The organism is Acidovorax facilis, from assembly GCF_050626955.1.
In the GTDB taxonomy this organism is placed as follows: Bacteria; Pseudomonadota; Gammaproteobacteria; order Burkholderiales; family Burkholderiaceae_C; genus Acidovorax; species Acidovorax facilis.
Window position 1 is genome coordinate 386,345 of sequence record NZ_CP192460.1, and the last position, 12,247, is coordinate 398,591.

Annotated in this window: 9 protein-coding genes; 2 read left to right on the forward strand and 7 right to left on the reverse strand. The window is 66.8% G+C overall.

What is annotated here, in order from left to right:
* Positions 1-40: 40 nt before the first annotated feature.
* From ACQ4MJ_RS01735 to ACQ4MJ_RS01760, 6 genes are all read right to left on the reverse strand, one after another.
* Positions 41-4,423: a translocation/assembly module TamB domain-containing protein gene (locus ACQ4MJ_RS01735; RefSeq protein WP_431150494.1), complete on the reverse strand. Its 4,383-nt coding sequence runs from the start codon at positions 4,421-4,423 to the stop codon at positions 41-43.
* Positions 4,424-4,437: 14 nt separating this feature from the next.
* Positions 4,438-6,393: an autotransporter assembly complex protein TamA gene (locus tag ACQ4MJ_RS01740; protein WP_431150491.1), complete on the reverse strand. Its 1,956-nt coding sequence runs from the start codon at positions 6,391-6,393 to the stop codon at positions 4,438-4,440.
* A gap of 133 nt (positions 6,394-6,526) precedes the next feature.
* The gene (locus ACQ4MJ_RS01745) at positions 6,527-7,714 is read right to left on the reverse strand and encodes a vWA domain-containing protein (protein WP_426305008.1); all 1,188 of its coding nucleotides are present in this window, start codon (positions 7,712-7,714) and stop codon (positions 6,527-6,529) included.
* A gap of 18 nt (positions 7,715-7,732) precedes the next feature.
* Positions 7,733-8,335, reverse strand: coding sequence for a GNAT family N-acetyltransferase (locus tag ACQ4MJ_RS01750; RefSeq protein ID WP_121420978.1), 603 nt, complete (start codon positions 8,333-8,335; stop codon positions 7,733-7,735).
* Positions 8,336-8,351: 16 nt separating this feature from the next.
* Positions 8,352-8,588: a hypothetical protein gene (locus ACQ4MJ_RS01755; protein WP_055401590.1), complete on the reverse strand. Its 237-nt coding sequence runs from the start codon at positions 8,586-8,588 to the stop codon at positions 8,352-8,354.
* A 10-nt stretch (positions 8,589-8,598) separates the two neighbouring features.
* On the reverse strand, positions 8,599-9,453 hold the full coding sequence (locus tag ACQ4MJ_RS01760; RefSeq protein ID WP_431150487.1) for an AAA family ATPase: 855 nt from the start codon (positions 9,451-9,453) through the stop codon (positions 8,599-8,601).
* Positions 9,454-9,559: 106 nt separating this feature from the next.
* Between ACQ4MJ_RS01760 and ACQ4MJ_RS01765 the strand changes: the two genes are divergently transcribed.
* On the forward strand, positions 9,560-10,222 hold the full coding sequence (locus tag ACQ4MJ_RS01765; protein ID WP_431150484.1) for a c-type cytochrome: 663 nt from the start codon (positions 9,560-9,562) through the stop codon (positions 10,220-10,222).
* 61 nt (positions 10,223-10,283) lie between these two features.
* Here ACQ4MJ_RS01765 and ACQ4MJ_RS01770 read toward each other — a convergent pair whose 3' ends face one another.
* Positions 10,284-10,766 carry a DUF3429 domain-containing protein gene (locus ACQ4MJ_RS01770; RefSeq protein ID WP_431150481.1) on the reverse strand — a complete coding sequence of 161 codons (483 nt, stop codon included), beginning with the start codon at positions 10,764-10,766 and terminating at the stop codon, positions 10,284-10,286.
* Positions 10,767-10,979: 213 nt separating this feature from the next.
* Here ACQ4MJ_RS01770 and ACQ4MJ_RS01775 point away from each other — a divergent pair, with 213 nt between their 5' ends.
* Positions 10,980-12,242, forward strand: a complete 1,263-nt coding sequence (locus ACQ4MJ_RS01775; protein ID WP_055398597.1) for a putative Na+/H+ antiporter — start codon at positions 10,980-10,982, stop codon at positions 12,240-12,242.
* Positions 12,243-12,247 lie beyond the last annotated feature (5 nt).

Genomic DNA, 12,247 nt, shown 5'->3' on the forward strand with positions numbered 1-12,247 from the left:
CATTGTAGTGGGCACGCGCACGCCCGCCGGAGTGCCAGCCTCAGTCGTACTTCACCGTGTAGATGATGTCCACCGCGCTCTTCTCGCCCGTTTGCCCGCGCAGCGTGAGGCTGCGGGTAAGGTCGTAAAAGATGTACAGCGTGCCCAGCGTGCCCGACAGGCTGCGCTCGTACGTCACATACAAATCCTTGGACAGGCGTTTGCCGAAGGTGAGGGCGGCGGCGCTGGCGTCTTCGCCGGTGGTGGCGCTGCGAAAGCCGATTTCGTCCAGGCCAATGCGGCTGGCGATGTTGGCGCTGGTGTTGCCGCCGCCACGGCGGCCCAGCAGGGCCAGGGCGGCCTGCTGCATCACGGCGGCTTCGGCGCCGCCTGCGGAGGCGTTGCGGCCCAGTACCACCCACGAGAGTTTTTCGGCATCGGGCAGCTCGGGGTCTGAATAGAGCTTGACGCGCGGCGCCTGGGCGCTGCCGGTGACCTGCACCCCCGCGCGCACGCTGATGTTGGGGCGCAGCGCCAGGATGTCGAGCGAGGGGTTGTTGTACGGGCCGTTGAAGCGGATCAGGCCCGTTTCCACGTCCAGCATCTGGCCCCAGGCGCGGTAGCGGCCTTCGTCGGTGCGCACTTCGCCGGTCACGCGGGGTGGGGCGCCGGGCACGGCGCTGCTGCGGATGTCCACCTCGCCCGTCAGCCGCGTGGTGATGCCTTGGCCGCTCAGGGCAAAGTCGCGCCCCAGGTTCAGGGTGATCGCGATGTCGGGGGGCTTGGCGGTTTCGGCCTGGGCCGCTACCTGGTTGGCCTTGGCGGCGGCCTGGGCCTTGGCCTGGTCTTCGCGGTCTTTGGCAGCAGAGCGCACGACCACGTCCGAGCCCAGCGTGGGCGCGGTTTCGTCGGGCAGGATGATGGTGGCGCGGTCGGTAGTGAGCTTGCCGCGCAGGCTGATCTGGCCTTGCTGAAGCTGTGCTTGCAGTTGGCCTGACACGCTGATTTGCCGGTCGGCCCGCACCAGCACTTGCAGGGCCTTGGCCTCGGCCTGCAGCGACATGGTGATGCCCGACAGGCCGGTGGCTGCGGTGGCGCTGTCACCCCAGCTCACGCGGCCAGTGGCGGTGAGTGTGCCGCCGTCTTGCGGTGCGGAAGTGCGGTTGCCGCTGAAGCCCGCAATGCGCGCGCCGCTGCCGCGCCCACCCTGCAGACGGAACTCGGTGATGCTGAGCTGGTTGCCTTGCAGCGTGGCACGCAGGCGGCCGCCTTGCAGGTCCACACCATCAACCACCGAGCGCACGGCCATGTCATCAGCCCCCAGCGTGCCGGCCCAGCGCGGCGCATTGCGGGTGCCTGACAAGGTGGCGCTGGCGTCCAGCGTGCCGCGCACGCGCCAGCCGGGCGGGGCCAGGGCCGACCACACGCCCACGTCGGGCAGGCGCGCGCGCAGGGTGCCGGCCAGGGGTGCATCGGGCGCCCAGGTGAAGGGCGAAGAGGTGGCTGGCGAAGAGTTGACGGGCGAGGAGGGGCTGGCGCCCGCAGCGGCGGAGGCGCCGGGTGCTCCGGGTGTGAGACGGGTGCTGACGTTGGCCTGCACCTCGCCCGCCCGGTCGCTCGCCCAGGCGAGTTGGGCGCGCAGGGCCTCGCCTTCGATCTCGACGGTAACTTCGGCCTGGCGCACACCGGCGGCGGTGCCTGCCCCTGCACCGGATGCAGCAGCTGATGCCGAGGGGCTTGCCGAGGCCTCGGTGGCGATCACCGCCGTGGCGCCTGCGCCCGTGCCCTGGCCGCTGCTTTGCACGGCGGTGATGGCGGTGGCGTCGCCCGCCAGGATGCGCAGGTCGCCACTGGCGCGGCGCAGGCTGGCGCTGGCACGCAGGGTGCCTTGGGTGTTGTCCACGTTCCATTGCCCGTCCAGCACGATGCTGGTGGCCAGCCCCATGCGGGCCAGCAGCGGCTGGGCAGGGCGGCCTGCGGCGGCCGGGGTGTTGCCCAGGCCCAGCGCGTCGACCCAGGCCATGGGCAGGCCCTGCACGGTGCCCTGGGTTTGCAATTGCACAGGGTTCGCGCCGGTGGCCACGCGCAGGGGCTGCCACCGCAGCACGGCGGTGCCGGGCAGGGGGCCAGTCAGGCGGGCCTGGCCTGCAGTGGCCAACACGGTGTAGCCCGCTGTTGGCGAGCGTGTACCGGTGGTGGCGCGTGCGGTGATAGATACGGGCTCGGCCAGTTGCAGCGTCCAGGGGCCGGGGCGTGCGGTGTCTTGTGCCACCAGCCGCAGTTCGCTGATCTGCACCTGCGCCCCTTGCGTGGGTGTGGTCAGCCCGCCCGTGGCGCGGGTTTGCAGGGCCAGCCGCTGCATCTGCTGGGGCTGGGATGCATTCAGCCGGGCTTCGCCATCCAGCGTCAGCGTGGCCTGCGCCAGGGTGCCCGAGAGGCCGGCCTGCACAGCGCGCAGTTGCACGGCTGTGGAACCGCCGCCCTCATCTTTACTGGGAGGCAGTGACAGGTCCAGCAGCGGGGTGGAGAGCTTGGCTTGCAGCTCGAAGGTGGCTTTGTCTGATGGCGGCGTGTTGCCCGCACGGCTGGCGTTGGGGGATGTGCTGTCGCTGGTGGTTGCGGTGGCGGCTTGCAGTTGCCGGGCCGCTGTCTGCCAGCCACCTTTCCATCGCGCGTTCAGCTGCACGGCGCCTTTGGCGGTGGCACCCCGCAAGGATTCATTCAAACGGGGGCCCACCAGCGGCAGGCTGGCCAGCCAGCGCTGGGTTTGGTCCACGTCGGTCCATTGGACCTGCAGGTCGCCCGCGCCCTCCTGGGGCGCCATGCTGCCCTGGGCGCGCGCTGTGGCGCCGGGCACGGTCAGCGCAATCTGGCCCTGGCCCGACAGATCGCCGGGGGCCACACGCAGGTTGGTGGCTTCAATGCGGGCCTGCAGGGCGTCCAGCAGCAGGCGTTCCAGCTGCAAGGTGCCGCCGGGCTGGGTGGGTGACGGGGGTTGCCAGCTACCTTGGGTGGTCAGCGTGTTGATGCGCAGCAAGGCGGGGCGGTTGGTGGGGGTTTTGCCGGAGGCGGCGGTGCCGGTGGCGCGGATATCTGCCGTAAAGCGCACCACGTCGCCCTGCATCTGCGCGCCCACGCGGCCCGCCAGCGGGGCGGCTGCCCAGGCGGTGTGCAGGGCGTCTGGGCGCAGGTTGCGCAGTTCAGCCTGGCCCTCCAGCGCGCCGGTGGCGGGGGTGTAGTTGCCCTGCAGGGTGACTGCGCCGGTGCCTGTATTCACAGTGGCCCCGGGCACCGTCCAGCGGGTGCCGTCGTAGTTGGCATCGGCCTGCAGGGTGGTGATGGGCAGGCGGGCCTGGTCCCACGGGCCTGCCAGTTCGTTGCGCAGTTGTGCCTGCAGGGACCAACCAGTGCCGGCCGTTGCTCCGCTCCCGGTGGGCCCGGCCTGCACGGTGCCATGCAGCCGGGTGGTCGGGGCCTGGGGCCACAGAGCTGCCAGGTTGACGGCACGCAGCGTGGCCTGGGCCGATTGCAGGGGCTGTGGGGACCAGGGTGCCAGCGTGGCCTGCAGGTCGGCCTGCATGGGTTCTGCGGCGGGTGGTGGCGGTGCTGCTGGTTTGGCGGTGGGGCTGATGCGCGCCTGCAGTTGCAGATGCGCTGCCGCTGTGGCCAGCGTGCCTTGCAGGGTAGCGTGTGCACCCACCTGCAGGGCGGTGGTGCCGCCGGGCACGGCGGCGCTCACCGTGCCGTCCACAGTGGCGTTCAGCGCCATGGGGGCCTGGGCCTCCAGCGTCAGCCGCGCGGTGTATTGACCCTGGGCCAGCGCCACGCTAGCGACGTTGAGGCGGTGCTCGCGCCCGTCAAAGCGGTAGTCGCCGGCCAGGCCCTGGGCCTCCACGGCCGGGGCACCCGCCCATTGGATCTGGTCTACGCGGAACGGCACGCCGATCTGCAAGGGCAGCACCAGCTGTGTCAGGGGCGTGGGTGCCTCTGCACTGGGCGGGCTGCCCAGTGGCGTGATCTGCACGCGTGCGGCATGCACCTCGCCCAGCTCCAGGCGGCGTTGCAGCAACGGGGCCAGCTGCCAGCCCAGGCGGATGTCGGTCACCTCCACCGACAGGCTGGGGCTGCGCCAGCGCAGCCAGCCAATACGCCCCCCGCTGCGCAGTGATCCGGTGACCTCGCGGCTTTCCAGTTGTTGGTTGGCGGGCAGGTACTGCGCCGCGCGCGCCAGCGCCAGGGCCAGCGACGTGCTGCTGCCTGCCCACCACCACACGGCGGCTGCGGCGGCGATCAGCAGCGCAATCATTGCGACCAACAGCCAGCCCAGTGCACGCAGCACACGGCGGCCACGGCGTGGCGAAGGGTGCTGGCCACCCTGGTGGTGCGATGCCCCTGCGCTGAAATCGGAGGAGCGTGCGCGGGGTGTCGGGGAGTGGGGGGGCATGGGTGCAGCGCTCATCAGAAGCTGAACCCCAGCCGCAGGTGCAGCCGCACCTCCTTGGTTTTCACGCCATAGGCCAAGTCGGCCTGCAGCGGCCCCACAGGGCTGCGCCAGCGCACGCCAGCGCCAATGCCCACGCGCGGGTCCAGGTCGCCCAGGCGGTCGGCCACCGCGCCAGCATCCACGAACAGCGTGCTCTCCCAGTCGGTCATGGCGCCCTGGTAGACGATGGGGCGCTGCCATTCGACGCTGCCCACGGCCAGGTAGCGGCCGCCGTAGAGCTGGCCGTTGTCGGTGCGGGCGCCGATGCTGCGGTAGCCGTAGCCACGCACGGTGGTGTCGCCCCCGGTCAGGAAGAGTTGGGTGACAGGGATCTGCGCGCCATCGCGCGCCAGCACGGCCCCGCCCTCTGCGCGCAAGGCCACGCGGGCACTGCGGCCCACGCCAGCGGCGTCCTGCACGCGGCCTGCGGGGATGAACGACTGCCAGCGCACCAGGGTGCGCACAAACGGGTCGCGCTCAGGCCGCAGCGTGGTGCCCAGCCCCAGCTCCACGGCGATGCCATGGCCGCGCGTGGGGGCGGTGGCGCTGTTGAAGTAGCGGCCCGTCCAGCCGTAGTTCACGCTCAGGGCCGTGCTGGTGTCGGACGGCGACTGCACGTTGGCGGCAAGCCCCTGGCTGTTGGCGTAGTCGTACTGCAGGAAGTAGTTGCGGTCGATGTTCTTGGTGCTTTTGCTGCGGCCATAGCGCACGCGCCCGCTGTTGACGTCGTAGTCGCCCGTCGCCTCGCGCTGCAGCTGGGCGCCTGCAAACCAGCGCCAGCCGTTGTTGTTTGGCAGGTCGGTCCATTCGCTGCTGGCGTGTTTGGTCTCGCGGTCCAGCGAGAGCTTGCTCACCGCGCGCCAACCGATGACGGGCAACTGGTTGTGGATGTGCTCCAGCGACAGGCGCGCGCCGCTGTCCGTTGAGAAGCCGGGGCCGAACACCAGCTTTTGCATCGGTGCCTCACGCACCTGGGCCACTACGGGCGCGGCCTGCGGGTCAGTGCCCTCGGTGTCGAGCGTGAGGAACACCGAATCGTAGTAACCGCTGCTGGCCAGCCGCAGCTGGGCGTCGAGCAGTTCGGTCTCGTCATACACCGCACCTGTAGGCAGGCGTGCCAGGCGCCGGGCGCCGTCGGGGTCGTAGCGCTGGCTGCCCTCTACCCGTAGCGGCCCAAAGCGGTAGGGCGGGCCGGGCTCGTAGGTCACGCTGAGTTTTGCCGCGTGTTGGTCGGCATCGATCTCGGCCCGGCTGCTGGCGATGCGGGCGGTGGGGTGGCGGCGCGCCTGCAGCTGGCGCAGGCCGTCGTTCTTGGCCGAGTCCCAGGCAGACTGGGTGAACGGCTGGCCCGGCTGCAGGGACCAGTTGCGCTGCACGCGCTGCTGCTGGCGGATGCCGGCGCTGGTACCAGTTTCTTCTGTTGGTCGCTCCGCGCTGGAGCTGTCCGTGCCGCCCGTGTTGCCCGTGAAGTCGATGTCCGCGCTGGCAATGCGGGTCTGCGTGCCGGGCTGTACCGTGACCACCACCGTGCGAGGGGCAGCCTTGCTGTCGGGCGTTTCGGTCAGCTCCACCGTGATGGTGGGTGCGAAGTAGCCCATCGTGCCCAAGAGTTCGCGGGCGTTGGCATCGGCTGCGCCCAGCAGGCGCTGAAGCTCGTTGGCGTGGAGATCGGGCAGGTGGCGAAAGCGCTGCAGCTCCAGGTGGCGCTCCAGCGTCTCGCGCACGTTGGCGGGGGCGTTGACCTGAACGGCGAAAGAGGGCGTGCCCGATTCGGCAATGGCCGGGGTGGGTGCCGAGCCTGTGCTCTCGCTATCCTCACCGCGCGGCAGCAGGCTGCAGCCCTGCAGGCACAGCGCGCTGAAAAGCAGCAACGCCGACCATGGGGCCGGCGTTGAGAAAAGGGCAGTGGGGCGCAGGACGCGAAAAGGCACGGCAGGAGAAGGTGGTTTGGGTGGTTGGGGCTGGCTGCAAAACCGGCCCACCGCCACTATGCACCGAAAATCAGCCCCGTCGTGTCAGACAGTTCCGCGCGATGGGCTCCAAAGCGCTGGGGCCCCATCCCGCCTACTTCGACAGCAGCCGCATGGTCTCTTCCAGCCCCTTGAGCGACAGCGGGTACATGCGGTTGCTCACCAGTTGCTGGATGATGCTGATGCTCTGGCGGTACTGCCACACGCCCTGGGGCTCGGGGTTGATCCACGCAAACTTGGGGAAGGCGTGCGTGAGGCGCTGAATCCACTCGGCGCCCGCTTCCTCGTTGTTGTATTCCACACTGCCGCCGGGCTGCAGGATTTCGTAGGGGCTCATGGTCGCGTCGCCCACAAAGATCAGCTTGTAGTCCTTGTTGTACTTGCGGATGATGTCCAGGGTCGGAAACTTCTCGGCAAAGCGGCGGCGGTTGTTCTTCCACATGAAGTCGTACACGCAGTTGTGGAAGTAATAAAACTCGAGGTGCTTGAACTCGCTCTTGACCGCGCTGAAGAGTTCTTCCACCCGCTGGATGTGTTCGTCCATGGTGCCGCCCACGTCCATCAGCAGCAGCACCTTCACGTTGTTGTGACGCTCGGGCACCATCTTGATGTCCAGGTAGCCCGCGTTGGCGGCCGTGCTGCGGATGGTGTCGGGCAGGTCCAGCTCCAGCTCATGCCCCTCGCGCGCAAACTTGCGCAGGCGGCGCAGCGCCACCTTGATGTTGCGCGTGCCCAGCTCCTGCTGGTCGTCGTAATCCTTGTAAGCGCGCTGCTCCCACACCTTCACCGCGCTCTTGTTCTTGCCCGCGCCACCAATGCGCACGCCCTGCGGGTTGTAGCCGCCGTGGCCGAACGGGCTGGTGCCGCCCGTGCCGATCCACTTGCTGCCGCCTTCGTGGCGTTCCTTTTGTTCTTCGAGGCGCTTCTTCAGCGTCTCCATCAACTCGTCCCAGCCCATCTTCTCGATGGCGGCCTTTTGCTCGGGCGTGAGCTCGTTTTCCAGGATCTTGCGCAGCCAATCGGCCGGGATCTCCTTGGTGAAGTCGGCCACCATCTCCACGCCCTTGAAGTAGGCGCCAAAGGCCCGGTCGAACCTGTCGTAGTGCTTCTCGTCCTTGACCAGCGTGAGGCGCGAGAGGTTGTAGAAGTCGTCCAGGCTCCATGCGTCATCCGACTTGGGGCCCACCACACCGGCCTGCAGGGCTTCGAGCAGGGTGAGGTATTCCTTGACCGACACGGGCAACTTGGCCGAGCGCAGGGTGTAGAAGAAGTCGATCAGCATGATTTTGGCCTCCAGCGCTTATTTGGTAAGCGTTCGACGCTCTAAAAGATATAGCAACTGCGCCTTGGCCTCAGGCCACTCGCCTGAGCGCATGCTGTACATCACCGTGTCGCGAATGGTGCCGTCGCGGCGCAGCGCGTGGCCGCGCAGCACGCCGTCCTTCTTGGCGCCCAGGCGTTCGATGGCTTTTTGCGATGCAAAGTTGTAGTTGTCGGTGCGCCAGCCCACCACATGGCAGCCCAGCGTGTCGAAGGCGTGGCCCATCATCAAGAGCTTGGCGGTGGTGTTGACGTGGGTGCGCTGCACACTTTGGCAGTACCAGGTCCAGCCGATCTCCACGCGCTTCACGGCCGGCACGATGTCGTGGTAGCTGGTGGAGCCGAGCACCTTGCCGGTGGCGTCATCCACCACAGCAAAGGCAAAGCGGTTCCCGTCTTCGCGCATCTTCAAGGCGGCTTCGATGTACGCGCGGGTGTCCTGGGGCTCGGGTACCGAGGTGATGCGTAGCTTCCACAGCTCGCCATCGGCCGCAGCGGCGGCCAAGCCGTGTTCGTGGGAGAGCGCCAGGGGCTCCAGGCGGATGCCTCGGTCGCGCAGGGTGACTGGTTCTACAAAAGCCATGGGTCTTTTCTCTTCGTCAATCCTTGGAGGGCTTGTTGCGCCGACTGGTCTGCCAGCGCCGCGCAGCGTGCAGGCCCAGGCCGCCGCCCAGTCCCACCAGGGCAATGCCCACCAGGGCCGGGGTGCCGTAGCCTGGCGCAAAGATGTCCATGCCCAGCCACTGGCCCAGCCAGAAACCGGCGAGTGCGCCGCCAACAAAACCAATGGCGTCGGCAATGCCGTCTGCCAGCGAAGGGGTAGGGTGTTGGGACATTGCCGGGGAGTCAGCGGTTGCGCTGATTCATGAACACCAGCTTTTCGAACAGGCTCACGTCCTGTTCATTCTTGAGCAGCGCCCCCACCAGCGGGGGCACCGCCACCTTGTTGTCGGCGCTTTGCAAGGCGGTGAGCGGAATGTCTTCAGCCACCAGCAGCTTGAGCCAGTCGATCAGTTCGCTGGTCGATGGCTTCTTCTTGAGGCCGGGCAGGTTGCGCACGTCGTAGAACGTCTTCATCGCCACGCTGAGCAGCTCGCTCTTGAGCGTGGGGAAGTGCACGTTGATGATCTGCCGCATGGTGTCGGCCTCGGGGAACTTGATGAAGTGGAAGAAGCAGCGGCGCAGGAAGGCGTCGGGCAGCTCCTTTTCGTTGTTCGACGTGATGAACACCACCGGGCGGTGCTTGGCCTTGATGAGTTCGCGTGTTTCGTAGCAGTAGAACTCCATGCGGTCGATCTCGCGCAGCAGGTCGTTCGGGAATTCAATGTCGGCCTTGTCGATCTCGTCGATCAGCAGTGCCACGGGCCGGTCGGCCGTGAAGGCTTGCCACAGCACGCCCTGGATGATGTAGTTGCGGATGTTCTTCACGCGCTCGGCGCTGTCGCCGTCGTTGAGCTGGCTGTCCCGCAAGCGACTCACGGCGTCATATTCATACAGGCCCTGCTGGGCCTTGGTGGTGGACTTGATGTGCCACTGCAACAGCGGCATGTCCAGCGCCTGGGCCACTTCCTCGGCCAGCATCGTCTTGCCCGTGCCGGGCTCGCCCTTGATCAGCAGCGGCCGTTGCAGCGTGATGGCGGCATTGACGGCGAGCATCAGGTCCTGGGTGGCGACGTAGTTCTGGGAGCCTTGGAATTTCATGGGGGAAAACACCGGATCGTTGATGAATGGGCTTGACAGGGCGCTGGCTATAATCGGCGGCTGATCAGAGCCCAGAGCTGAACCTCCACGAGATTGTGCGCGCAAAATGAACAAAACGCTGACCACGCTATTTGCCCTGGCTGTCGCTTCCGTGACCGCCTTGTCCCATGCCCAGGAAGCCAAAGGCGACGTGGAGGCCGGCAAGCAAAAGATTGCCATGTGCATTGGCTGCCACGGCATTGTTGGCTACCAGGCCAGCTTTCCTGAGATCCACAAGGTGCCCATGATCTCGGGCCAAAGCGCCAAGTACATTGCGGCAGCGCTGGTCGCCTACCAGAAGGGCGAGCGCAAGCACCCCACCATGCGCGGCATCGCCGAGTCGTTGTCCGAGAAGGACATCGCAGACGTGTCGACCTACTACGAACAGCACGGCAAGACGGGGGCCGAGCTGCCCGCCAAGCCCGGCCGCGAACCCAGTGTGCAGGTGGCCGAGCTGTTGAAGAAGGGCGCCTGCGTGTCCTGCCACGGCGACAACTTCGCCAAGCCCATTGATCCCTCGTACCCCAAGATCGCCGGCCAGCATGCCGACTACCTCTTCGTGGCACTCAAGTCCTACAAGGTGGAGAAGAACGCCAATGTGGGCCGTGGCAACGCCATCATGGGCGGTGTGGCCAAGCAGTTCACCAACGCTGAGCTGAAGGCGCTGTCCAACTACATCAGCGGCCTCGATGGCGATCTGCACACGGTGCCCCAGTCGCGTTTCCGTTAAACGACAGACCACCGTTGATAAAAGCCCGCTTCGGCGGGCTTTTTGCTGGGCCATCGAATCGTCAGCGGCTGGCAGCCATGGCGCCCACGGCCAGGCACACGCAGGCCGTGGTTGTCAGGCGCCAGCGCAGCGGCAGGTACCATGCGGGCAGCGATGTGCGTGCGGCCAGCCGATGGTCTTGCACAAGGTGCGCCACAAAGCCTGCCACCAGCAGCGCTGCCCCTCCCGCTGGGGGTAACAGCGTTGCAGGCCAGGCCATCAGTGATGGCACCACACTCCACACAAAGCAGCCTGTGCGCTCGGCGGTGCTGAGGCCGCTCAGCGCCATGGCGAAGCCCCAGTACAGCGCTCCCACAAAACTCAGAATCACCGCGCCATAGGCCAGTAGCGCCGCGCTCCACCAAGGCGTGCTGGGTGCCCACAGGCCTACAGCCGCCAGTGCCACAAACGGCAGCAGGCCACCATAGCCCAGCCAGGCCACGGGACCAGGGATCGGCGCAGGGGGCGGTGAAGACAAGGGTTGTGCGGATGGGTGACTGTGCATGGTGCCTCCGGGTACGGTGCCCGCATTGTCTGGAAAGCGCGACTCCCGAGTAGGGTGCATGGTTGTGTGTATGCCGTGAGCGGTGTTCCAAGCGCGCTGCGCCTACACGGAGCCGCCGTTGTGCAACGGTAAAATGGAAGTTGGGTGTCGGCGCCATGGTGGCCCGGCAGGTTCATGCGCTGGTCGGGCCGCCACGCGGTTTTTCTGCGACCCATGAACTCCTCTCCCACCCTGATCCAGGTGATCGGTGCCGTCCTGTTCGGCCTGGCCATCCTCCACACCTTCTCTACCAAGTATTTCGAACGCCTGGCGCATACGCAGCCCAAGCATGCGGGCATCTGGCATTTGCTGGGCGAGGTCGAGGTGGTCTTCGGCTTCTGGGCGCTGGTGCTCATGCTGTTCATGTTCTCCATCAGCGGCAAGCAGGAGGCCACGGCCTACCTGGACTCGCGCAATTTCACCGAACCGCTGTTTGTGTTCGCGATCATGGTGATTGCGGCTACACGGCCGATTCTTCAGATGGCTGGCTCCGCGGTGCGGGTGTTGGCAAGGTGCATGCCTTTTCAGCGCGGTGTGGCGATGTACTTTGTGGTGTTGTCCGCCGTTCCGCTGCTGGGCTCCTTCATCACCGAGCCTGCTGCGATGACGCTGGCGGCACTGATGCTGCGTGACATCCTGTTTTCGCAGCCTTTGTCGAACAAGCTCAAGTATTCGACCATTGGCGTGCTGTTCGTCAACATCTCGATCGGCGGCACCCTCACGCCGTTCGCTGCGCCGCCGGTGCTCATGGTGGCGGCGCAGTGGAACTGGGACCTGTGGTTCATGGTGTCCAACTTTGGCTGGAAGGCGGCCGTCGCGGTGGTGGTCAACGCCGGTATCGCCACGCTGCTGTTTCGCCAACAGGTGGGGCACATGGGACGCAAGATCACGACGGACGAGGCGCCCGTGCCTGTGTCCGTGATGCTGGTGCATCTGGTATTCCTGGGGCTTGTCGTGCTGTTTGCGCACCACCCAGCAGTCTTCATGGGCCTGTTCCTGTTTTTCATGGGGTTCACCACGGCCTACCAGCGCCACCAAAACCCGCTGATCCTGCGCGAGGCCTTGCTGGTGGCTTTCTTCCTGGCCGGGCTGGTGGTGCTGGGTGGGTTGCAGCAGTGGTGGCTGCAGCCGGTGCTCATGAAGATGGACGCCAATGCCGTGTTCTTTGGGGCGGCGGCGCTCACTGCCTTCACAGACAACGCTGCGCTGACCTACCTGGGCTCTTTGGTCGAAGGCCTGAGCGACGAGTTCAAGGTCGCCTTGGTGGCGGGTGCAGTAACGGGTGGGGGGCTGACTGTGATTGCCAATGCACCCAACCCCGCAGGCGCGGCAATCCTGAAAGAGAAGTTCGCTGACAACGCCATCCACCCCTTGGGGCTGCTGCTGGGTGCCTTGCCACCTACCATGGTGGCGGTGCTGGCGTTCAAGTTGTTGTGACCGGC